A 21,487-nucleotide genomic window follows, 5' to 3' on the forward strand; every position below is an offset into this window, starting at 1 on the left:
TCCGGGACCGACTGCCTGCTAGCGGTCGTCGGCCGGCGGCTCCGGATGAAGCCGGTGGGCGATCGCGGTCAACTGGCGGATCAGGTCGCTGCGACTGTCCGCCGCCCAGGCCACGCAGACCCGGTTGGGGCCGATGTCGGCGATCAGGGTGTGCCGCACGTCGGGACGGCTGTAGAAGAGCGCGGTGGACAGCGGCAGGACGACCACGCCGCGCCCGGCGGCGACGTACTCCAGCTTCTCCTCGACGGTCCGCACGGACCGTTCCGGCAGGCGCTCGCCGGCCCGCAGTTCGGTGGCGACGTCCCGCCACTCCGGCACCGCCCCGGGGTCCTGGAGCAGGTGCTCGTCGGCCAGGTCGTGGATGCTCACCCGCTGCTTGCCGGCCAGCCGGTGGTCGGCCGGAACGACGACGACCCGTGGCTCGTCGAAGAGCGGCTCCAGGGCGAGGTCGCGCGGGTCCAGCGGCAGCCGGACGTACCCGGCGTCGACCCGTCCGTCCCGGATCACCTCGGTCTGGTCGTCCCATCCGGTGCGGACCACCTCGACCTCCAGGCCCGGGTTGGCCTCGCGCAGCGCGCGTACCTCGGCGGTGACGATGAGGCCGGGCATGAACCCGATCCGGAAGGTGCGGGCGCCACCCCGGGCGGTGCTGAGCACCCGGCGGCGTAGCGCACCGGCCCGGGCCAGCAGCACCGACCCGTCCGCGCGTAGCTGCTCGCCGGCCGCCGTCAGCTCGGTGCGGCGCTGGTCCCGGTGCAGGAGCTGCGCGCCCAGCTCACGCTCCAACGCCCGGATCTGCCGGGACAGCACCGGTTGGGCGATGCGCAGCTCCGCGGCGGCCCGGCCGAAGTGCAGGTGCTCGGCGACCGCCAGGAAGTAGCGCAGTTTCCGCAGGTCGACATCGGCGCTCACGGCAATACCCTACGGGTATCACAGCCGACCAGGCGGGTCTTGGACGGTGCGGTGGGGGCGGACGCAGGGTTGGCGCAGGCAATCCGCGAGAGAGGCATCCACCCCATGAACACCAGTTCCCTGCGCTCCCGGCACGTCGTCGTCCTTGGGGGCACCTCCGGCATCGGCCTGGCGACGGCGCGCGCGGCCGCCGAGGCCGGTGCGGTCGTCACCGTCGTGTCCAGCAACCCGGCCAGCGTCGAGAAGGCGCTCGCCGAGCTGCCGGAGGGCGCGCACGGCCACGCCGTCGACCTGACCGACGCCGCCGCCGTGGACCGGATGTTCGCCCGGCTGGTGGCGGAGGTCGGCCCGGTCGACCACCTCGCCTACACCGCTGGCGAGCCACTGGCCCTGATGTCCCTGGACGAGCTGGACGTGGACCGGGCGCGGCAGTTCTTCGAGCTGCGTTACTTCGGCGCGCTCGGCGCTGTCCGGGCCGCCGCCCCGCACCTGAGCGACGGGGGCTCCGTCACGCTGACCACCGGCACCGCCTCCGCCCGGCCCGGTCCGGGCTGGTCGGTGGCGGCCAGCATCTGCGGCGCGACCGAGGCGCTGACCCGCGCCCTCGCCGTCGAGCTCGCACCCCGCCGGATCCGGGTCAACGCGATCGCGCCGGGCGTGGTCCGCAGCCCGCTCTGGGCCTCGATGCCCGAGGCGGACCGGGAGCAGCTCTACCGCCAGTCCGCGGCGTCCGTGCCGCTGGGCAGGGTCGGGGAGGTCGACGACGTCGCCTCGGCGTACCTGTTCACCATGGTCAACCCGTTCACCACCGGGACGGTCCTCACCGTCGACGGCGGGTCGGTGCTCGCCTAGACCAGTGAGTCGCGCCACTGCCGGTGCAGCGCCGCGTACCGGCCGTCGGCCTCGGCCAGCACGGCGGGCGGGCCGTCCTCGACGACCCGCCCACCGTCGAGGACGAGCACCCGGTCGGCGGTCTCCACGGTGGAGAGTCGGTGCGCGATCACCAGGGCGGTCCGGTCCCGCAGGATGGTGCCGAGCGCCCGCTGCACCAGCCGCTCGGTCGGCACGTCCAGCGACGACGTCGCCTCGTCCAGGATCAGCACGGTCGGGTCGGCCAGGAACGCGCGGGCGAACGCGACCAACTGCCGCTGCCCGGCGGAGAGCCGGCCGCCGCGCCGGTGCACCTGCGTGGCGTACCCGTCGGGCAGCGCGGTGATGAACTCGTGCGCGCCGATGGCCCGGGCGGCGGCCTGCACGGCGGCGTCGTCGGCGCCCGGCCGACCGAACCGGATGTTCTCCGCCACGGTGCCGCTGAACAGGTGGTTCTCCTGGGTGACCAGCACCACCGCGCGCCGCAGGTCGGCGTCGCCCACCGCACGCAGGTCGATGCCGTCCAGCCGCACGGTGCCGGTGTCGGGGTCGTGGAACCGGGCGACGAGCTTGGCGACGGTCGACTTGCCGGCGCCGGTCGGCCCGATCAACGCGACGGTCTGCCCGGCGGGCACGGTCAGCTCCAGCCCGGAGAGGATCGGGGTGTCGGCGCGGTAGCCGAAGGTGACCGCCCCGAAGGCGATCTCACCGCGGCCGACGCCGGTCGGCAGCGGCACCGGCCGGGCCGGTTCGGCGACCGCCGGCCGCTCGTCCAGCACGCCGGCCAGCTTCTCCAGAGCGGCGGTGGCCGACTGGAGGGAGTTGTAGAACTGGCTCAGCTCCTGCATCGGCTCGAAGAAGCGGCGCAGGTAGAGCAGGAACGCGGCGAGGACACCGACCTCCGTCCGCCCGCCGAGGACGCGCCAACCGCCGTAGCAGAGCACCACCGCCACCGTGACATTGCCGATCAGCTTGATCGCCGGGGAGTACGTGGCGATCAGGCGGAACGCGTGCAGGCTGGCCTGTCGGTAGTCGTCGCCGAGCGCCACGAAGATCCGCTGGTTGCGAGGCTCCCGGCGGAACGCCTGCACCGCGCGGATGCCCCGCATCGACTCGACGAAGTGGACGATGACCAGGGCGACCGCCTCGCGGGTCCGCCGGTACGCGCCGGCCGACGCCCGGGCGAACCAGCGGGAGAGCCAGAACAGGAACGGGAACGCGAACAGCGTCACCGCGGCCAGCGGCAGGTCCAGCCAGAGCAGGATGGCCGCCACCGAGAGGATCGACAGCGCGGCCAGCACCAGGCTGTCGATACCGCCGTCGACCAGCTCGGCGATCGAGTCCAGGTCACTGGTGAGCCGGGAGACCATCCGGCCGGAGGTGTACCGCTCGTGGAAGCCCACCGACAGTCGCAGGAAGTGCCCGAACACGCGCTGCCGCAGATCCAGCAGGACGGCCTGGCCGATCCGGGCGGACAGGGCGAGGAACCCGCGGCGGGCCACGTACTCGGTGGCCGAGGCGACGGCGAACGCCCCCGCCACGGCGGCCAGCGGCCCGGCGTCACCGGCCCGCAACGGCGCGATGGCCCGGTCGATGCCGACCATGACCAGGTACGGGCCGGCCATCGCGGCCGCGTTCTGGGCCAGCAGCAGGCCGACCGCGGCGGCGAGTCGACCCCGGTGCGGGCGGAGCAGGTCGGCCAGCAGCGTCCGGCTGAGCCGGCGCAGCCGGGTCACGGCCTCGGGGGTGGTGTCCTCGGCCCGGCTCCGGTCGGCCTCCGGGTCGGTGGCCGTCCCGCGCCAGCGGGAGAGTTCCGGTTCTTCCCCCGGCGGTGGGTCGGCCTCCTCCCGAACGGTCACGACCGCACCAGCCCCCACCCGTCCGACGTGGACGGGGCGGACGTGGTCGGCCCGGTCGGCGGCGGCTGCCCGGCCGGCGGCTCGGCGGCGAGCAGTGCCCGGTACGCCGGCACGGTGGCCAGCAACTCGGAGTGCCGGCCGATCGCGGCGATCCGCCCGCCGTCGAGCAGGGCGACCCGGTCGGCCAGTGCGATCGTCGACGGACGGTGCACCACCAGCAGCGCCGTGCAGTTCCGCAGCACCCGCCGCAGTGCCGCCTCGACCAGCGCCTCGGTGTGCACGTCGAGGGCGGACAGCGGGTCGTCCAGCACCAGCAGTGCCGGACGGCCGAGCACCGCCCGCGCCAGCGCCAACCGCTGCCGCTGCCCACCGGAGAGCGACAGCCCCTGCTCACCCACGCGGGTGGCCAGACCCCACGGCAGGTCGTACGCGAAGTCGGCCTGGGCGAGCGCGAGAGCGGCCCGGACCTCGTCGTCGCCGGCCTCCGGGTGCCCCAGCGTCAGGTTCTCGCGCACCGACATGGAGAAGAGCGTGGGCTCCTCGAAGGCCACCCCGACCAGCCGGCGCAGCGAGTCCAGCCGCAGGTCGCGCAGGTCGTGCCCGTCCAGGGTGATCCGACCGCCGGTCACCTCGTGCAGTCGGGGCACCAGGGAGAGCAGCGTGCTCTTGCCGCAGCCGGTCGCGCCCACCAGGGCCAGCGTCTCGCCCGGCTCGATGGTCAGGTCGATCTCGCGCAGCACCGTCTCCGTGGTGCCCGGGTACTGGAACGCCACCCGTTCGAACCGGAGCCGGCCGTGGACCGCGTCGCGCGCCATCGCGAGCGCCCCCGGCCTGTCCACGATCTGCGGTGGGGTGTCCAGCACCTCCTGGACCCGGTCGGCGGCGGTGGCCGCCTCCTGACCGTTGGCGATGATCCAGCCGAGGGTCTGCACCGGCCAGATGAGCATCAACTGGAGGCTGACGAACGCGACCACCTCACCGATGGTCAGCGCGCCCTCGGCGGCGGCGGCCGCCCCGGCGACCAGCACCACGCCCAGGGTCAGGTTGGGCACCAGGTCCAGCAGCGCCGCGGTGTTGGCCAGCAGGCGGCCCTTGCGTACGCCGGTGTCGTGCAGCCGCCGGGCGCCACCGGCGAAACGGGCGGCCAGCTCGGGCCCCCGGCCGTACGCCTTCATGGTGCGCAGGCCCTGCGCGGTCTCCTCGACCAGGGTGGCCACGTCGCCCTGCTGGTCCTGCATCCGGCGGGACGCGCTGTGGTAGTGCCGCGCGAAGCGCCGGGTGATCAGCAGCAGTGGCACCGTGCTGGCCGCCACCAGCAGCCCGAGCCTCGGGTGCAGGCGGATCAGCAGCACGACCACCACGACGTAGGTGGTCAGGTTGAGCACCAGGAAGAACACGCCGAAGGAGAGGAACCGGCGGATCACCGACAGGTCGCTGGTGATCCTCGACAGGAGCTGACCGGACTGCCAGCGGTCGTGGAAGCTGGTCGGCAGCCGCTGCAGATGGGCGTAGACGTCGGCGCGCAACGCCGCCTCCATGCCCACCGCGGAGGACGACTGCACCCACCGTCGGATGAAGATCAGCACCGCCTCGACCACGCCGAGCAGCAGCGCGAGGCCACCGAGCTGGAGCAGCCCGGCGGGCTCGTGCCGCGCCACCGGCCCGTCGACCACCCGCTGCACCACCAGCGGTACGGCGATCCCGGCCGCCGTGCCGGCGAGCCCCGCGAGCATCAACCAGGCGAACTCGGCGGCGTACGGGCGCAGGTAGCGGCGCAGCCGCCAGAGGTTGTGCACGGGGTTTGGGCCCGCGGCGACCCGGGCGGCCGGGTTGCCGACGCTGTCCGCAGGCACTACCCGACGGTAGCGTCTATGTCTGTCGATGCTTGTGTCAGCTTGTTGTCAACCGTCGCTCATGACCGAGAAGCCACTTCTTCACGTCCAGCCCCCAGCGGTAGCCACCGAGGCTGCCGTCGGTGCGCAGCACCCGGTGGCAGGGCACGAACAGCGCCGCCGCGTTGCGGGCGCAGGCGGCCGCGGCGGCCCGCACCGCCGGTGGCCGGCCGGCCAGCGCCGCGTACCCGGTGTAGGTGACCGGGGTGCCCGGTGGGACGTCGCGCAGCACCTGCCAGGCGTGCGCCATGAACTCGCCGCCGGTGCGCTGCCGCACCGGCACCGCGTCGATGGCGGTGAGGTCACCGTCCAGGTAGGAGCGGACGGCCGCGCTGACCGGGCCGAGGTCGGTCCGCCGCCGAAGCGGCGCCCGCAGGGTCGGGTGGATCAGGGGCAGCAGCGCCGCCGGGTCCGGGGTGAAGCCGGCCGCCAGGACCTCGCCGTCGGCGTCGGCGAGGACGCTCAGCGGGCCGGCGGGGGTGGTCAGTGTGGTGCTGTCGATGGTCATGCCGCTCTCCAGAGTCTGATCGTGGCGTAGGACCGCCAGGGGCGCCAGCGGTCGGCGTACGCGTCGAGGGTCTTGGGGTCGTCGGGCAGGCCGAGCGCGGCCGCGCCGCGCCGGACCGCCAGGTCGGTGGGGAGCAGGACGTCCGGGTCGCCGAAGGCGCGCATGGCCAGGTAGCCGGCCGTCCAGGGGCCGATGCCGGGCAGCGCCAGCAACCGCCGAACGCTCTCCTCCCGGTCGCCACCGGGCGCGAGGTCCAGCTCCCCGTCGGCCACCGCCCGCGCCAGCGTCCGTACGGTCTCCCGCCGCCCGACAGGCATTCCGAACCCCTCATCCGGCACCCCCAGCACCTCCTCCGCGCTGGGAAAACCCCGGAGCCCCTCGCCCCGGTGATCATGAGGTTGGTCGGGCTCCAGGTCCCCGTCCGGCCCGCCAACCTCATGATCGACGCGGTCGCGGGCGGCCAGCAGGCGGGTGAGGGTGGTGCGGGCGGAGGTGACCGAGACCTGCTGGCCGATGATGGCGCGGACCGCCAGCTCGAAGCCGTCCACCGCGCGGGGGACCCGGATACCCGGTTCGGCCGCGACGGCCGGGGCGAGCGCCGGGTCGGCGGCGAGCGTGGCGTCGACGGCGGCCGGGTCCGCGTCCAGGTCGAGCAGCCGGCGGCAGCGGGCCACCGCCGGCGCCAGGTCACGCAGGTCCGCCAGCCGCAGCGTCGCCGCCACGTGCCCGTCCGCCGGGGTCAGCGCCACCTGACCGGCGCCGTGCGGCAACCGCAACCCCCGGTGGTACGTCCCGTCACGGACCTCCTCCACGCCGGGCAGCGCCCGCACGGCGAGGAAGTCCAGCAACGCCCGGGCGTGCAGCGGCGGGCGGTACGCCAGCCGGAGCGTGATGGTCCCCGCCCCGGGCGGCGTCTGGTGCCGGCCACGTGCCGCCCGCAGCTCGGACGGGGCGGTGGCGTACACCTCGCGGACCGTGTCGTTGAACTGCCGCACGCTGCCGAACCCGGCGGCGAACGCGATCTCGGCCATCCCGAGGCCGGTCGTCTCGATCAGGATCCGGGCGGTCTGCGCCCGCTGTGCCCGGGCCAGGGCGAGCGGCCCGGCCCCCATCTCGGCGCGCAGCATCCGGTGCAGGTGCCGCTCGGTGTAGCCGAGCTTCGCGGCCAGCCCGGGAACGCCGTCCCGGTCGACCACTCCGTCGGCGATCAGCCGCATCGCCCGGCCGACCACGTCCGCGCGGACGTCCCATTGGGGGGAGCCCGGCGCGGCGTCCGGCCGGCAGCGACGGCAGGCCCGCAGCCCGGCACCCTGGGCCGCGGCGGCGGACGGGAAGAACCGGACGTTCTGTCGCTTGGGCGTGGTCGCCGGGCAGGACGGCCGGCAGTAGATCCCGGTGGACGTCACACCCGTGTAGAACCAGCCGTCGAACCGCTGGTCACGGCTGTCCACAGCCCGGTAGCACCGCTCGAAGTCCATCTCCACGCCACCGATGATGCCCCGCTCGCCGGGCTTCCGGCTGGCGGGAATCGGACCTGGGCGTGCGCCCCCTTGGTAACCGCGCCCGGGTGGCCGTCAGCGGCGACGCCGATGCGGTTGGCCGGACCGCGCGGACTGCCCGGACCGTGCGGGCTCCCCGGCCCGTGCGGGCTGGCTCGACCGTGCGGGCTGGCCGGACCGGGCGGGTCGGGCGGTCAGCAGCGCGGGCCGGAACACGCCGTCCGGGTCGTACCGTCGCCAGAGCCGCCGCACCCGGACGCCGGTCTCACCCGGGTAGATCCGGGCGAACGCGGTCGGGTCCGGCCGGCTCTCGAAGTTGACGTACGCGCCGTCCGCCCGGCCGGCGACGCCCCGCCACGCGGAGTCCAACGCCGCGCCACCCTGCGGAGGGAACACCGAGGCGACGACCAGGGTGCTCTGGTGCCGGTGTGCGTAGGCGGTCGCGTCCGGTGCCACGTCGTTGATCGCCCCGCCCACCGAGCGGAGCTGGACCACGGCCCGGCCGGGCCCGGTCACCGCCCGCATCAGCGCCCGTGCGCCGGCGTCATCCAGCCCCGTGAACAGGCCGTTGGTGGTCGTGCCCCGCTGCTGACCGACGTTCGGGCGCAGGTGCGCGGTCGGCACCAGGGCCGGGTAGGGCAGCAGGTCGGTGCGGTGTTCGAGGAGCTTCCCGAGGGCCAGCAGCGGCTCCACGGCGGGCCGGGCGCGGCGCAGGCTCTCGGCGGCGACCACGGCGGTGATGGACATGAGGGCCGACCGTCCCTCCGCGTACAGCACGGCACCGGCGGACAGCTCTCGTGGAGCCTGCGCCAGGTAGTCCGCCCACTCCCGGACGGTGCGGCCGTCCGGGTGCGCCTCGACGACCAGCTGCGCCACCCCGACGTTGCGCTGCTCGGTGGCTTCGATCTCGAACGCCACCACGATCCCCGCCCCCGCACCGGCGCCCCGGACCAGCCAGAACAGCTCCGGCTCGTGCTCGGCGTCCGCGCGCACCTGCGTGCCGTCCGCGAGCACCACCTCCACCGCCCGGACGCGGTCGATGGTGAGGCCGGACGAGCGGACCAGCCAGCCGACACCGCCGCCGGTGGCCAGGCCGCCGACGCCGACGTTGCCGTAATCGCCCGAGCTGATGACCAGGCCGTACGGTGCCAGCGCGGCTGCCACGTTCGCCCAGCGGGCGCCGGCCTCGACCCGGACGAGCCCGGACCGCTCGTCGAGCACCTGCACCCGGTTGAGCATCGACAGGTCGATGACCAGGCCGCCATTGTTGGAGCCGGCGCCGGAGAGGCCGTGCCCGCCGCTGCGGACGGCGATCGGCAGCCGCTGCTCGCGTGCGTAGCGGATCGCGGCGACGACCTGCGCGGCGTTCTTCGGCAGCAGGATGCCGGCCGGCGACGCGGTCGTGGTGTACGTCGAGCGCAGTTGCGCGTACCGGCGGTCGCCCGGTGTGACGAGCTGCCCGGTGAGCGACCCGGGGACCCGGGCCAGCGCGGCGCTCATCGCCGCCCCCGCAGCTCGCGGACCGCTGCTGCCGGCCGGGACTGGTGTCGCGTCGCGTCCCGTTCGTCCACGGACGGATCGGGGCACAGGCCGACGGCGATCGGGTGTCCGTGAACGGTCATGGCCCAAGAGTGGGCGGACCCCGCCGGTCTTTGCCAACCCGAGGTGACCAGGATCTCCGGTCGTCGCGCCCCGGCGGCTCGGTGCCGGCTTGGTGGCTCCGACAGCGCCCGCCGGTCGGGCCGGGCGGGGGAGCGCCCGGCTCGACCGGCCCTGGTCATGCCGCCGGGCTGGGCACCGCGACCGGCTCGGACGGGCTCGGCTTGACCGTCGGCCCGGGCCGGCCGGGTACGCCCGGCGCCGGTGCGCCGCCCGGCACCCCGGGCACGCCCGGCACAGCGATCGGCCCGGACGGGCTCGGCTCGACCGTCGGTCCGGGTCGGCCCGGCACACCGGGCGGGCCCGGCTCGACCCTCGGTCCGGGTCGGCCCGGCACACCCGGCGGGCTCGGCGCGACCGGTCCGGGCTCGACGGCCGGTCCGGACGGGGTGGGCGCGGGCAGGTTGGGTTCGACCGCCGGGTTGGGCGCGGCCGGTCGGGGCTGGTCCGAGCCGGTCCCCGCGAGGGCGAGCGGGGTGGCGATCAGGATCGCCGCGAGGGTGCCCAACGCCCCCATCGTCACCGTGGCGCGGCGACGGTTGCGCACCCGCCGTTCCGCTCGGCTCAACTGGTCATGCACGATCGGTGCCTCCTCGGCCAGGTCGGTGAGGGTGGAGCGGATGAGGTGCTCGAAGGAATCGGTCATCGCCGTACCTCCAGCAGTTCGATCTCCGGCAGAAGTTCCCGCAGTCGGGTGACCGCCCGGTGGGTACGGCTGCGCACGGTGCCCACCGAGCAGCCCAGCAGCTCGGCGACCCGTGCCTCGGGCAGGTCCTCGTAGTAGCGCAGGACCACCACCGTGCGCTGCGCCGGCGGCAGGTGGCGCAGCGCGGCCCGCATCGCCAGCCGCACGTCGGACCCGCCACTCGGATCGGCGCCGACCGGTTCGTCCGCCGGGTTGAGCGGCGTCTCCCGCCAGCGGCGCAGTCGCCGCCACCAGCTGACCTGTTCGCGGTACATCACCACGCGCAGATATCCCTCCGGGTCGGCGTGCCGGATGCTTCCCCACTTCGGGATGGTCCGCGCCAACGCCGACTGGAACAGGTCCTCGGCGGCGTTGCGATTCCCGGTCAGCAGGTACGCGACCCGCATCAACGCCGGAGTCCGGCTGGCGACGAACTCGGCCAACCGGGCTCGCTCGTCCTCGTCCACCCACCACCCCGTTTCGTTGTCACCGATACAGACGCCCCAGGTCATCCTTGCTATCCACGTTCGAGGGCGGATTTTCCGCCCGAAAGTGTCGGTCGTGGGGGGTAACGTCCGGCCACCAACTCAAGAAGGGGTGCGGCGATGGCGAGCGTGGCGGGTCGGGCGGCGGCGTCGACACAGGGCGCGTTCCCGCCGCTGCCCCGTGCGGTGGCGCAGTCCTTCTACCGGCGGATGCGGGCCGTGGCGCCGGCCGCCGTCGGGGCCATCGAGCGCGACCGGGCGGTCGACGCCGAGGTGACCTTCGCCGACACCGCGTGCGGTCGGCTGGCCCGCTCGCTGGACGACGCGGGCCTGCGGGCGCTCGGCATGTGGACACACCACTGGTGCATGCGCTTCTACGACGACGACACCCGCGTCGGCCGGCGTCTGGTTCGCCAGATCGCCGCCCGGCCGGGGTTGGGCTGGACGGCCGACGAGGTGCGCTGGATGCTGCGCGAGTCCGTCCTGGCCGGCCCGGCTGCCGCCGAACGGTTCACGCTGCCCCGCGCCGCCGCCGCGCAACTGCCGCCGGGGGAGCTGTCTCCGGTCACCTGGCCCGACGGCGAGGTGGCCGTCTGCGACCGAGCGGCCAGCACGACGCCAGCCGACGAGCAGACCGAGGAGCGGGCCGCCTCCGAGCCCGCCGAGGGCCAGCCCCGCGCGCTGGCTCTGGTGCCCCGCCAGCGTCGCGCCGGCTGAGCCGAGGCCCCACCGACCCGGCCGAGGGTCGGGCAGCGCGGCGGCGGGTGATCGGCCGGCGGCCGGCTGCGGCAGGATGAACGCGTCCCGCACCGACGGAAGGACGCACATGCCCGCCAGCGAACCGACCATCCTCGCCACCAGCATGGGTTTCTTCCGCGGCGACCGAGGCCCTCTCGACCTGCGTCCCAGCCCGGTCTTCGAGCTGGCGGCCGAGCTGGCCGAGGCCGGTCCGCAGCCGCGCGTCTGCTACCTCGGGCAGGCCGTCGGGGACCAGCCCACGTCGCTGACGGCCATCTACGGCGCGTTCGCCGACACCCGGTTCCGGCTGTCGCACCTCGCCCTGTTTCCGATGCCGAACGTCGAGGACGTTCGCGCCCACCTGCTCGCCCAGGACGTGATCTGGGTGGGCGGCGGCAGCGTCGCCAACCTGGTCGCGGTCTGGCGGGTGCACGGGCTCGACGAGATCCTGCACGAGTGCTGGCAGGCCGGCGTGGTGTTGGGCGGCGTCTCCGCCGGATCGATCTGCTGGCACGTGGGCGGCGCCACCGACAGCTTCGGCCCCCGACTGCGCGGCTTCACCGAGAGTCTGGGCTGGCTGCCGTACGGCAACGGGGTGCACTACGACAGCGAAGGCCAGCGTCGACCGCTCATGCACGAGCTGGTCGGCGACGGGACGCTGCCCACCAGCCACTGCACCGACGACGGCGTGGGTCTGGTCTACCGGGGCACCCGCCTGGTCGAGGCGGTCGCCGACCGCGAGGGCGTCTCGGCGTACGAGGTCAGCCGTGGAGCGGACGGCAGCGTCCGGGAGGCGATCATCGCCCCCCGCCTGCTCGGCTGAGGGCGCGGCCGGTCAGACCCGGTCCTCGAAGGCGGCGCAGACGGTCGCCCGCACCTGCGGGCCCTCGATCGCCCGCAGCAGCTCCCGGGCCAGGGCGATCTGGTGCCCCTCGTCGACCGTGCCGGCCATCGGGGTCAGCTCCACCCGCCACCGGAAGTAGAGGTAGTCGTCCTCGTCGGTGGCGGCCAGCTGCGGGTCGGCGCCCTCGTTGGGGTTGATCTCCAACAGGTTGCCGCGAACGTCGACCGAGTCCCGCCGGTAGGGCACCGCGTCGGGCAGCCCGGTGCGGATCCGGTCCAGCAGCTCCGCCTCCGTCAGCGGGCCGTCGACCATGATGAGGAACTGCAACGTCGTCTGCACGTCTGCCACCTTGCCAGATGCCCAACCGCTCAATCGAGCGGGAGGAACGGGCCGTTGTCGAACTTGCCGCCCCGGCGCAGCACCGAGAACTGCACCTTGTGCGGCACGTGGCTGTCCATCAGCTCACGGCGCAGGTGGGTGAACTCGGTGCCCAGGTCGAAGCTGGCGAGCTGCCCGTTCTCGTTGATCCGGCGCAGCATGGTCTTGCGCAGCCGAGTCCCGGCCGGTGCCCGGGACAGCGAGCGTTCCGCGAGGCCGAAGAAGGTGGCGTCGTCGACGATGAGCGCCACGTCGATGTCCGAGTCCGGACGGGCGGTGCCGCGTACCCGGCTGCCGTGCGCGACCAGGTCGCCGTCGGGGAGGCCGGCCTGCCGCTGGGTCTGCCGGGCGCCCCGGGCGAACCGGGTCCACTGCCGCTCGGTGAAGCCCTGGGGGATCCGTCGCGCGGCCCGGGTGCCCGCCTGTTCGGCTGCCTCGCCGGCCACGTCATCGGCTCTGCGCATCGCGCTCCGGGCGGCCTGCGCGACGATGCCACGGGCGGCCGTCGCGGCCCCGTCCGGCAGGTCCCGTCGCCCGGTCACGCCGGCCCGCCCGAATGTCGGCGGCGGAGCACCGCGTCGAAGACCTGCGCCAGCTCGGCGGCGTCCTCACCGGCGTGGTGCGTGTGCGGCACGTCGTGCAGGCCCAGTTCGTGCTTGATCTTGCCCTTTCTGGTCTGGACCCATTCGCTGCCGGTCAACCCCATCCAGTAGCTGCGCAGATCCACGCCGGAACCGGTGGCCCCGAACGGGCTGTGGCCGACGAAGCGGACGAAGTACCAGTGCACGAACATGCCGTCCCAGACGGCGGGTGCGGCGAGGAAGACCGGACGGCCGAGTCGGCGAAGACCGTTGACCCAGGTCGCCGCGGCGGTCATCGCCTCCTGCGCGCTGGGCGCCTCCCGCAGAAGGCGGTCCCGGTCCAGGCCGGAGACGGCCAGCGCCGCCGGTACGAACTCGTCGGAGATCGGGCACAACTCGGTATAGAAGGCAAGCTCCGGATGGCCGGCCACGGCCATGCCCAGCGAGATCATGCTGTACGGCCCGGGGATCGGGCCGTCGGCTTCCACGTCCACGGCGATGTACAGCTCGGGCAGGGTCGAGGTCATCCCAGGACCACTCCGATCGCCTGGTCGACCAGCATGCCGAGGACCATGTCGGTGAGCTTCTTGAAGACCGGGATCTCCAACAGCGAGGCACCGAACGTCGGTGCGGCCGTCGCGATCGCCTGGATGATCTGCACCAGCAGGATGACCAGTTGAACGATGACATTGATCTTCAGCGCGAGGACGATGATCGCGCACACGAAGAGCGTCGCGGCGACCATCCGCGCCCCGGCGCCCCCGTCACGGAGCACCGAGATCGCCGAGCCGCCGCTCTCCCAGCGCTGCTGGAACGCGGCGAGCGCGTCGCCCTGGTTGCCGTCCAGCACCCGTTGCGCGGCCGCCGCACCGTCGGCCGCCGCCTGCTGGAGCGAGTCGGCCAGTTCCATCCACATCTGACCGAGCTCGAACAGCTTCGTCTCGTCCGACTTGGGCCAGGTGTAGCCCAGCTCGTTCAGCAGGCCGGCGAGTTCGCCGGGCAGCATGATGCCCATCGACGCCCCTACCAGCTCATCGTGGTGAACTGGGCGTCGTTGTCCTGCTCGACCAGGTCGTACTGGTCGGCCATCAGGCCCAGCCCGTCGCCGAAGCCGCGCAGGCCTTCGACGACCGAGCCGAGGCACTCCGCCGCGATCTCCTCGGCCGCCTGGTACGACATGCCGATCAGGCCGCCCACGTCGTCGTCACCGAAGATGTCGCCCATCGCGGCCGTCCGCGCCCGCAGCGCCTCCCACTGAGCGGCGAGCTGCTCGGCCACCTCGGTCAGGTGGCTGCCGCCCTGGCGTAGCGCTGGTGGATGCACCTGCAGGTTCTCGGGCACGTCGTCACCTCGCTGCCTGCTGGATGCGCCGCACCGCGTCGGTGAGCGCCTCGGTCATCGCGGCCATGCTCCGCACGGACTCGTTCTGCAACTCGTCGAGCGTCTGGTCGAGGGCCACCGTGTCCACCGGGGGCGCGTCCACGGATGCCTCGCCGGCCTGGAGCCGCAGGTCGTCCAGGGCGGCGTTGACCGCCAGGGTGATCTGCTCGCCGAGCAACTCGGCGCCCATCCGCAGGGCGCGTGGGTCCACCGTCACCGACTCGACCCGCTGGCCGACCATCACCACCTCGACCTGGCCGCCCGCTGCGGATCCGGTGCCCCGCGCCGGTTGACCGGCCGAGCCGTCGTCGGGAACCTGGCCGGTCGTACGCATCGACGCCAGTGCCTGTCGGGTCTGCTGGAACAACCGGTCGAATTCGGCCACCTGGTCCACAACGCCTCCTACCGCTCGCCGCATCGAGAGGGTAGCAACGGGTCACCACCGCGGGGACCCGCCGAAGACCGACGATCGAGCGGGCCAAATCGGAGCCGCGTGGACCGGCCCCGACAGCAGCGGCGTAAGCTGGCCCGTCGTGAGTCTCACCATCGGCATCGTCGGCCTGCCCAACGTCGGCAAGAGCACGCTTTTCAACGCGTTGACCAAGAACGACGTGCTGGCGGCGAACTACCCGTTCGCCACCATCGAGCCCAACGTCGGCGTGGTCGGGCTGCCCGACGAGCGGCTGGGCAAGCTGGCCGAGATCTTCTCCTCGCAGAAGGTGCTGCCGGCGCCGGTGTCGTTCGTCGACATCGCCGGCCTGGTCCGCGGCGCGTCGAAGGGGCAGGGCCGGGGCAACGCCTTCCTGGCCAACATCCGGGACGCCTCGGCGATCTGCCAGGTGGTCCGGGCCTTCTCCGACCCGAACGTGGTGCACGTCGACGGCAAGGTCTCCCCGGCCGACGACATCGAGACGATCAACACCGAGCTGATCCTCGCCGACCTGCAGACCCTGGACAAGGCGCTGCCCCGGTTGGAGAAGGAAGCCAAGCTCCGCAAGGACCGGGCCGCCGCGGTCGCCGCCGCGAAGCAGGCCATCGAGGTGCTCGACGGCGGCACCACCCTGTACTCCGGGGCCGCCGCCGCCAAGATCGAGCTGGAGCACCTGCGCGAGCTGCACCTGCTGACCACCAAGCCCTTCCTGTACGTCTTCAACGTCGACGAGGCCGAACTGGCCAACGAGACGTTCCTCGACGAGCTGCGCGCCCTGGTCGCCCCCGCCGAGGCCGTCTTCATGGACGCCAAGATCGAGTCTGAGCTGGTGGACCTGCCCGAAGAGGAGGCCCGCGAGCTGCTGGAGTCGATCGGGCAGAACGAGCCCGGCCTCAACCAGCTCGTCCGGGTCGGCTTCCGCACCCTCGGCCTCCAGACGTACCTGACCGCCGGGCCGAAGGAGGCGCGCGCCTGGACCGTCCCGGTCGGCGCCACGGCGCCGGAGGCCGCGGGCGTCATCCACTCCGACTTCCAGCGCGGCTTCATCAAGGCCGAGGTGGTCTCGTACCACGACCTGGTCGAGCACGGTTCGATGGCGGCGGCCAAGGCGGCGGGCAAGGTCCGCATCGAAGGCAAGGAGTACGTCATGCAGGACGGCGACGTGGTCGAGTTCCGCTTCAACGTCTAGTCGCCATTCTCGACGCTCGTCCGACTCGACGTCTCCGATCGAGCTGTGGATCGAAGCGGAGACGGACAGCACCACCGGTGACGGATCGGCGACGCTTGGTGCTCGTCGGCACCGCTCTATGGTGCGGGGGTGCCCGAGGCGTTGGCGACGAGGGTCGAGGCGACATCGCGGAGCTTGCGGTTGGTGTCCTGCGAGAGCTTGGCGAGGATGGCGAAGGCTTCTTCAGGGGTGCAGCGTCGCTCGCCCATGATGATGCCCTTGGCCTGTTCGATGACGGCCCGGTTCGCCATCGCGGCCTGCATGTGCCTGGCCAAGGTCGCCTGGGTGTCGTAGAGGTGGACGTTGGCCAGGGCCACGGCGGCGTAGCCGGCGAACGTCTGGGCCAGGATCATCGCCTCCTCGTCGAAGGCGTCAGGCTCGGTGCCGTAGATGTTCAGCGCGCCGGCGACTTTCTCCTGCACCGGCAGGCCGATCGACAGGGAGCTGCTGGCACCCGCTTCCCGCGCCCGCTTTGCCCAGTCCGGCCATCGACTCTCGGTGGACATGTCCGGGACCGACAGGGTCTCGGTGGCGGCCGACGCGTCCAGGCAGGGTCCGTGGCCCTGCTCGTACTGCCACTCGTCGAGAGCGACTGCCAGCTCGCCGGTGAACGCGGCGGTGTGCGCGTCGTCCCCTCGGATCAAGGTGACAGAAACTTCACTGGCGCCCGGGATGGTGCGCTTGGCCAGCTCGGCGATCTTCGCCAGCACCGCGTCCAAGTCGACTTCGGCGAGCTTGATGCTGCCCAGCTCGGCGAATGCGTTGTTTGGATCCATTGGTTGGGCGTCAGTCATGACGGTGTGTCCTTACGGAGAAGGCACATCACCGGGAGTGGTCGCCGGGCGGCGTGCGATGGTCACTGCAGGACCCTCGGGAAGGCTCCAGGACCCGCGCCGCTGTTTGACGCCGGTTCGTCGACGTCGTCAGGCGCCGACCACAGGCGTTCAGCCTACGCGGGTCACGCTCAAATCGACATCGTCGCCGTGGGCGTCCGGCCGTTGATCGCCGGTCACGAGCGCAGAGGGAAGTACGTGCACGCGCGGGGTGCAGGGGGAGCCGGCTCGACCTGCGTAGGTGGGCTGGCTCGGGCATGCCGGGCGTCAGTCCGGGTACCTGCCGACCGTGACCTTCTCGATTGCCGCGCGGTGTCCGCGTACCGGCCAGCTCGGGGTGGGAGCCCTGACGGCCAGACCTGCGGTCGGCAAACTTGTCGCGCACGTGCACCACGGCGGTGGTGCGGTGGCGACCCAGGCCACTCCCAACCCGTTCCTGGCCTACGACGGCCTGCCGCTGCTCGGCGAGGGCCGCTCGCCGGAGGACGTCCTGACCGAGCTGCTGGCCCGGGACCCGGGTCGGGAGGTGCGGCAGGTCGGCATGGTGGACCGCCAGGGCCGCTCGCACGCCTTCACCGGCTCCGCTACAAGGGACTGGGCAGGGCACTGCGCCAGGCCGGGGTACGCGGTGCAGGGCAACCGCCTGGTCGGCCCGGAAACCCTCGCGGAGATCGTCCGGGTGTTCGAGGACAGCAGGGAACTCGACCTGGCGGAGCGGCTCGTGCTGGCCATCGAGGCCGGCGAGGAGACCGGCGGTGACCGGCACGGCGCACGGTCGGCGACCGTGACGGTGGTCAGTGATCAGCCGTACCCGCTCTGGGACGTGCGGGTCGACGACGCCGAGCATCCGGCACGGGAGTTGCGCCGGCTGCATGGCGTGTTCCAGGAGGAAGTGCTGCCGACCATCCAGCAGTTGCCCACCCGCGACGACCCCATGGGCGAGGCCGCCCGGCAGTCGCTGGGGTAGCCCCTTACCGGCCCTGGCCGAGCGGCCCGGCCTCTCGGCGGCCGCTACCGCTCGGCCCAGACGCCCAGCTCGTTGCCGCTGGGGTCGGTGAAGTGGAACCGCCGGCCACCGGGGAACTCGTAGGGCCCGTTCACCACCTGCCCGCCGGCGTCCGTCACCGCCTGCACCGACCGGTCGAGGTCGGCCGAGTAGAGCAGCACCAACGGGCCGCCCGGCCGGACCTCCTGGTCGAGGCGCAGGCCGCCCACCTCCGCCGCGGAGTCACCGTGCGGGCTGCGGATGCCCGCGTACCCCGGCCCGTAGTCGTTGAACTGCCAGCCGAACGCTTCGGCGTAGAAGCGTTTGGCCTGGTCGAGGTCGGTGACAGTGAGCTCCACGTAGTCGAGGGCGTGGTGCCGGTGCGGAGTTGGCTCAGACATGCCCGCATTCTGCGTTCCGGGTACGACAGAGTCGCCATATGCAACTAAAGGTTGCGCCAGGAGCGTCGACTGTCGTAGGTTGATGCAACCAAAGGTTGCTAATAGGCCGCCCAACGACGAAGGAGAATGACATGGTCGACATCCTGCACCAGGTCGGTGTCGTCGCCCCGCTCGACGACGTCTACCGAGCGGTGGCAACTCCAGAGGGCATCGCCGGCTGGTGGTCGACAGACACGACGGGCAAGAGCGAGGTCGGCGGGCAGCTGGCCGTCCGGTTCGGCGACGCCGGTGGGTTCGACATGGAGGTCCTTGAGCTGGACCCCGCCGACCGGGTGCGGTGGCGGGTGGTCGGCGGCCCCCAGGAGTGGATCGGCACCGAGATCAGCTGGCGTTTCGACCAGCGCGGCGAGTACACGATCGTCAATTTCACGCACGAGGGCTGGCGCGAGCCGGTCGAGTTCATGTACGAGTGCAGCACCAAGTGGGCGACGTTCCTGATGAGTCTCAAGGGGCTCGTGGAGACGGGGCGCGGCAGGCCGGCGCCGGACGACGTCCGGATCAGCGACGGGCACTGACCTCGGCGACCGCTGAACCGCCGGGGGATCGCGCGATCCGTCCCGAGATCGCGAACCCCCCGGCGATCAGGCCGAGGGCCACGATCGCCGCGGCGCAGAACAGCAGCGTCGGGCGGGCGCCGATGGCACCCACCAGAGGGCCGCCCAGCATGGTGCCCAGTGGCACCGCCAGCACCAGGATGGCACCGTTCGTAGCCAGCACCGCCGGGAGCTGTGCGGCGGACGTGCTGCGCTGGAACAGCGCCATCGACGTGGACATGTACGGCGCCCAGATGAGGCCCGCGAGGGCGAAGGCCGGCAGAGACAGGCCGACAGGCGCGCCCAGACCGAGCGGCAGCATGGTGACGCCGAACCCGACGACGATGCCGATGGTGGTGGCCCGCAGCGGCCAGCGGCGCAGGTGGCGGCGACCACACCTCCGACGAGACCGCCGACGCCGAAGGCGGTGTAGTAGCTGCCGAGCAGCGTCGCGGAGGCGTGCAGGTCGTCGGTGATGTGGATCGGCATGGCGACGTACACCGGTCCGAAGAGGAAGAAGAACCCGAGGCTCAGCACCAGCAGGCCCAGCAGAGCGCGGTTGTGGCGGATGACGGAGAAGCCGGCGGTGCGGGAGGCGCCACGCGCGGGCCGGCGAACCCGGCCGGCGGGTGCGAGGACGAGGCGGTAGGTGAGCGCCAGTACGGCGAAGGTCGCCGCGTCGATGGCGATGACCCACACCGGCCCCGCCCAGCCGATCAGGATGCCCGCCAACGGCGGGCCGACGATGGTGGCGAACCCGGAGATGGTGGTGAGCGCCGCGTTGGCCGGCAGGTGGTGTGCCGGTGGCAGCAGTTCGGCGATCAGGGTGAACCGTCCGGCGGAGCCCCACGAGTGCAGCAACGCGGACGCCGCCAGCAGGACCACGTACAGCCCGACGGTGAGGACGCCAGCGAGGTGGGCGAGCGGGATCGCCGCGAGTGCCGCGGCCCGCAGGATGGCGTCCCAGCCCGCGAGCTGCGCACCGCTGCGACCGCGCAGGAGTCGGCCGAAGATGACGGTTCCGGCCGCGCTGGGCAGGGTGTACGCCGCCATCGCGAGGGCGATCCACGTGCCGCGCTGGCCGTGCGGTGCGAGCTGGATGGCGAGCCAGGTCACCGCGACCACCGCCATCCCGTCGCCCAGGGCGGACACCGCCAACCCGGGCAGCACCCGCCGGAGCAGGGGATGACTGACCACTGGCCAGTAGGGCGAGGAACGCGGGAAGCGGGCGGTCTCCAGTGGCATGGTGCCAGCTGACCCGGCCGAGGCGGTGCGCATCAACAAACGTCGCTACCAGCAGAATCAGCTCAGGGCGGAAGCCAGCCCTTTTGCCGTACGGAGGTCGACTCCGGCGCCACGGTGAACCCGGAACCGGAGTCGACCAACCGCCGCTATCCGGCGCGGTAGACGGAGATGTGTGCCGTGCTGTCCGCGTCGAACGGGCGCCGGTGCCAGTCGGCGTACCGCTCGGTGAGCCGGAGCCCGGCCTGCTGCGCCATCGCGTCGATCTGATGCGGCCAGGCGTACCGCATGGCGAAGGGCTTCAGGTGCACGCCCTCGCCGTCGAAGGTGATGGTCTGCCGGACGAAGCGCTGCGCCGGTCGGTCGTACCGGTGCAGCCGGATCGTCGCGGAGTCCTCCGTCACGGCACGGACCTGCACCTGCTCGTCACGGTCGAAGCTGCGCTGGTCGGGCACGAACGCCTCGACGACGAACGCGCCGCCGGGCGACAACACCCGGGCGACATTGCGGAAGCAGTCCGCCTGCCGCTCGGCCTCCACGAGGTTGAACAGCGTGTTGTAGACCAGGTACGCCAGGCGGAACGGGCCTGCGACGGGCACGTCCGCCATGTCGGCCACCACCACCGGGATCTGCTCGCCGCCGGGCTTCGCCCGCATCTCCGCCAGCATCTCCTCGGACGCCTCGACGCCGTGCACGGTGAGGCCGCGCTCGGCCAGCGGCAGGGCGACCCGGCCGGTGCCGATCGCCAGTTCCAGAACCGGCCCGCCGTCGGCCAGGTCGGCCAGGAAGTCGACGGCCGGAGTCGGGTCGGGGTTGGGTCCGTCGTCGTAGCCGGCGGCCCACAGCCGGCCGAACAGGCCGGGATCGTCGAAGACCGACATCAGCGGCCTCCGGGGTTGGTGTCAGTGGCGCGCAGCCGCGCCGTGGTCAGGGGAGCAGATCTGTTCACGAAGTCTCGATTCCTCAGGTCGGATGACGTTCGGTCGGAGGAACTTCGTCGAGTCAGGCATGGCGGCTGCTCCCTTCGCGCGGCTGTCGGGTGAGGACACCAGAGGACGCCGGGGCCCGGCAAGGCATTTACCTCGGCCGGACCCCACGCCTGGTCGATGCGCTCAGGAGATGTGGTGCAGGATCACGTTGTGCACGTGGTGGCTCTTCTGCGCGCCTCGGAACTCCACCTCGTAGGTGTGCGTGCCGACGTGGATGGCGATCGCGCCGGTGGAAAAGAACGTGCCACCCCAGGACTTGTTGCTGACCACGCTCACGCTGGTGATCTTCGAGTACGGGATGCTGGTGATCGCATGCCGCTTTCCGACGAAGGAGCGGTCCTGGATGATCACGCGCCGGTCGGTCAGCCCGATGAACCCGGTGCCGGTGCCGACGGCGTCGTAGACGGCGATGATCTGCTCACCGTCGAGGAGTCCACTCTCGATCTGCTGGACCTGCTCCTTGCGGTCGTACGCGATGTTCGCCATGCGGACCAGG

23 protein-coding genes and 4 pseudogenes are annotated in these 21,487 nt (G+C 72.7%); 6 read left to right on the forward strand and 21 right to left on the reverse strand.

What is annotated here, in order from left to right; translation table 11 throughout:
* Positions 1 to 18: 18 nt before the first annotated feature.
* Positions 19 to 912, reverse strand: coding sequence for a LysR substrate-binding domain-containing protein (locus tag M8C17_RS24810; RefSeq protein ID WP_308209588.1), 894 nt, complete (start codon positions 910 to 912; stop codon positions 19 to 21).
* 105 nt (positions 913 to 1,017) lie between these two features.
* On the opposite strand from M8C17_RS24810, the gene M8C17_RS24820 reads away from it, so the two are divergent.
* Positions 1,018 to 1,764 carry an SDR family oxidoreductase gene (locus M8C17_RS24820; protein WP_252418968.1) on the forward strand — a complete coding sequence of 249 codons (747 nt, stop codon included), beginning with the start codon at positions 1,018 to 1,020 and terminating at the stop codon, positions 1,762 to 1,764.
* Here the strand turns inward: M8C17_RS24820 and M8C17_RS24825 are convergent.
* The 9 genes and pseudogenes from M8C17_RS24825 to M8C17_RS24855 all read right to left on the reverse strand — a co-directional run bounded on the left by M8C17_RS24825 (position 1,761) and on the right by M8C17_RS24855 (position 10,351).
* Positions 1,761 to 3,641 carry an ABC transporter ATP-binding protein gene (locus M8C17_RS24825; RefSeq protein WP_252418969.1) on the reverse strand — a complete coding sequence of 627 codons (1,881 nt, stop codon included), beginning with the start codon at positions 3,639 to 3,641 and terminating at the stop codon, positions 1,761 to 1,763. The two genes, M8C17_RS24820 and M8C17_RS24825, sit on opposite strands and share 4 nt — an antisense overlap.
* Positions 3,638 to 5,494, reverse strand: a complete 1,857-nt coding sequence (locus M8C17_RS24830) for an ABC transporter ATP-binding protein (RefSeq protein ID WP_252418970.1) — start codon at positions 5,492 to 5,494, stop codon at positions 3,638 to 3,640. The genes M8C17_RS24825 and M8C17_RS24830 overlap by 4 nt, the downstream gene beginning before the upstream one ends.
* Before the next feature lie 37 nt (positions 5,495 to 5,531).
* Entirely contained in the window at positions 5,532 to 6,041 is a 510-nt protein-coding gene (locus tag M8C17_RS24835) for a methylated-DNA--[protein]-cysteine S-methyltransferase (RefSeq protein WP_252418971.1), read from the reverse strand.
* Positions 6,038 to 6,418, reverse strand: a pseudogene (locus tag M8C17_RS32360) (DNA-3-methyladenine glycosylase); the annotation flags it as partial. The pseudogene M8C17_RS32360 and the gene M8C17_RS24835, both read right to left, overlap by 4 nt.
* 83 nt (positions 6,419 to 6,501) lie before the next feature.
* Positions 6,502 to 7,525 (reverse strand): annotated as a pseudogene (locus tag M8C17_RS24840) (bifunctional transcriptional activator/DNA repair enzyme AdaA); the annotation flags it as partial.
* 90 nt (positions 7,526 to 7,615) lie between these two features.
* Positions 7,616 to 9,040, reverse strand: a complete 1,425-nt coding sequence (locus M8C17_RS24845; RefSeq protein WP_252418973.1) for an FAD-binding oxidoreductase — start codon at positions 9,038 to 9,040, stop codon at positions 7,616 to 7,618.
* Positions 9,037 to 9,162, reverse strand: coding sequence for a hypothetical protein (locus M8C17_RS31970; RefSeq protein ID WP_256483271.1), 126 nt, complete (start codon positions 9,160 to 9,162; stop codon positions 9,037 to 9,039). Before M8C17_RS31970 ends, M8C17_RS24845 begins: the two co-directional genes overlap by 4 nt.
* Before the next feature lie 155 nt (positions 9,163 to 9,317).
* Entirely contained in the window at positions 9,318 to 9,845 is a 528-nt protein-coding gene (locus tag M8C17_RS24850) for a hypothetical protein (RefSeq protein WP_252418974.1), read from the reverse strand.
* Positions 9,842 to 10,351, reverse strand: a complete 510-nt coding sequence (locus M8C17_RS24855; RefSeq protein WP_252418975.1) for a SigE family RNA polymerase sigma factor — start codon at positions 10,349 to 10,351, stop codon at positions 9,842 to 9,844. Before M8C17_RS24855 ends, M8C17_RS24850 begins: the two co-directional genes overlap by 4 nt.
* 138 nt (positions 10,352 to 10,489) lie before the next feature.
* On the opposite strand from M8C17_RS24855, the pseudogene M8C17_RS24860 reads away from it, so the two are divergent.
* Both M8C17_RS24860 and M8C17_RS24865 read left to right on the forward strand, forming a co-directional pair.
* Positions 10,490 to 10,921, forward strand: a pseudogene (locus tag M8C17_RS24860) (hypothetical protein); the annotation flags it as partial.
* A 274-nt stretch (positions 10,922 to 11,195) separates the two neighbouring features.
* Complete coding sequence (locus tag M8C17_RS24865) at positions 11,196 to 11,930, forward strand: peptidase E (RefSeq protein ID WP_252418976.1); 735 nt, start codon at positions 11,196 to 11,198, stop codon at positions 11,928 to 11,930.
* Positions 11,931 to 11,942: 12 nt separating this feature from the next.
* On the opposite strand, the gene M8C17_RS24870 is transcribed toward M8C17_RS24865, so the two are convergent.
* The 6 genes from M8C17_RS24870 to M8C17_RS24895 are packed head-to-tail and all read right to left on the reverse strand — an operon-like array spanning position 11,943 to position 14,684.
* Positions 11,943 to 12,290: a hypothetical protein gene (locus M8C17_RS24870; protein WP_252418977.1), complete on the reverse strand. Its 348-nt coding sequence runs from the start codon at positions 12,288 to 12,290 to the stop codon at positions 11,943 to 11,945.
* A gap of 29 nt (positions 12,291 to 12,319) precedes the next feature.
* Positions 12,320 to 12,871, reverse strand: coding sequence for a nucleotidyltransferase domain-containing protein (locus M8C17_RS24875; RefSeq protein ID WP_252418978.1), 552 nt, complete (start codon positions 12,869 to 12,871; stop codon positions 12,320 to 12,322).
* A complete protein-coding gene (locus M8C17_RS24880) occupies positions 12,868 to 13,437 on the reverse strand; it encodes an exonuclease (RefSeq protein WP_252418979.1) in 570 nt (189 codons plus the stop codon). Before M8C17_RS24880 ends, M8C17_RS24875 begins: the two co-directional genes overlap by 4 nt.
* On the reverse strand, positions 13,434 to 13,925 hold the full coding sequence (locus M8C17_RS24885; protein ID WP_252418980.1) for a hypothetical protein: 492 nt from the start codon (positions 13,923 to 13,925) through the stop codon (positions 13,434 to 13,436). Before M8C17_RS24885 ends, M8C17_RS24880 begins: the two co-directional genes overlap by 4 nt.
* Before the next feature lie 8 nt (positions 13,926 to 13,933).
* Entirely contained in the window at positions 13,934 to 14,251 is a 318-nt protein-coding gene (locus M8C17_RS24890; RefSeq protein ID WP_252418981.1) for a type VII secretion target, read from the reverse strand.
* A gap of 4 nt (positions 14,252 to 14,255) precedes the next feature.
* Positions 14,256 to 14,684: a YbaB/EbfC family nucleoid-associated protein gene (locus tag M8C17_RS24895; RefSeq protein WP_252418982.1), complete on the reverse strand. Its 429-nt coding sequence runs from the start codon at positions 14,682 to 14,684 to the stop codon at positions 14,256 to 14,258.
* Between the two features lie 139 nt (positions 14,685 to 14,823).
* Between M8C17_RS24895 and ychF the strand changes: the two genes are divergently transcribed.
* The gene (gene ychF, locus M8C17_RS24900) at positions 14,824 to 15,909 is read left to right on the forward strand and encodes a redox-regulated ATPase YchF (RefSeq protein WP_252418983.1); all 1,086 of its coding nucleotides are present in this window, start codon (positions 14,824 to 14,826) and stop codon (positions 15,907 to 15,909) included.
* Between the two features lie 116 nt (positions 15,910 to 16,025).
* On the opposite strand, the gene M8C17_RS24905 is transcribed toward ychF, so the two are convergent.
* Positions 16,026 to 16,724 (reverse strand): GAF and ANTAR domain-containing protein, encoded by a 699-nt coding sequence (locus M8C17_RS24905; RefSeq protein ID WP_252418984.1) that lies wholly within the window; start codon positions 16,722 to 16,724, stop codon positions 16,026 to 16,028.
* Positions 16,725 to 17,070: 346 nt separating this feature from the next.
* Here M8C17_RS24905 and M8C17_RS24910 point away from each other — a divergent pair, with 346 nt between their 5' ends.
* Positions 17,071 to 17,748, forward strand: coding sequence for a DUF1028 domain-containing protein (locus M8C17_RS24910; protein ID WP_252418985.1), 678 nt, complete (start codon positions 17,071 to 17,073; stop codon positions 17,746 to 17,748).
* Positions 17,749 to 17,792: 44 nt separating this feature from the next.
* On the opposite strand, the gene M8C17_RS24915 is transcribed toward M8C17_RS24910, so the two are convergent.
* A complete protein-coding gene (locus M8C17_RS24915; protein ID WP_252418986.1) occupies positions 17,793 to 18,167 on the reverse strand; it encodes a VOC family protein in 375 nt (124 codons plus the stop codon).
* A 131-nt stretch (positions 18,168 to 18,298) separates the two neighbouring features.
* Between M8C17_RS24915 and M8C17_RS24920 the strand changes: the two genes are divergently transcribed.
* Positions 18,299 to 18,742, forward strand: a complete 444-nt coding sequence (locus M8C17_RS24920) for an SRPBCC domain-containing protein (RefSeq protein ID WP_252418987.1) — start codon at positions 18,299 to 18,301, stop codon at positions 18,740 to 18,742.
* On the opposite strand, the pseudogene M8C17_RS24925 reads toward M8C17_RS24920, so the two are convergent.
* The 3 genes and pseudogenes from M8C17_RS24925 to M8C17_RS24935 form a co-directional block, all read right to left on the reverse strand.
* Positions 18,726 to 20,005 (reverse strand): annotated as a pseudogene (locus tag M8C17_RS24925) (MFS transporter). The gene M8C17_RS24920 and the pseudogene M8C17_RS24925 sit on opposite strands and share 17 nt — an antisense overlap.
* 146 nt (positions 20,006 to 20,151) lie before the next feature.
* Positions 20,152 to 20,883, reverse strand: a complete 732-nt coding sequence (locus M8C17_RS24930; protein WP_252418989.1) for a class I SAM-dependent methyltransferase — start codon at positions 20,881 to 20,883, stop codon at positions 20,152 to 20,154.
* Positions 20,884 to 21,114: 231 nt separating this feature from the next.
* Positions 21,115 to 21,477 (reverse strand): PH domain-containing protein, encoded by a 363-nt coding sequence (locus M8C17_RS24935; protein WP_007464929.1) that lies wholly within the window; start codon positions 21,475 to 21,477, stop codon positions 21,115 to 21,117.
* Positions 21,478 to 21,487 lie beyond the last annotated feature (10 nt).

It is taken from the genome of Micromonospora sp. RHAY321, assembly GCF_023896955.1.
In the GTDB taxonomy this organism is placed as follows: Bacteria; Actinomycetota; Actinomycetes; order Mycobacteriales; family Micromonosporaceae; genus Micromonospora.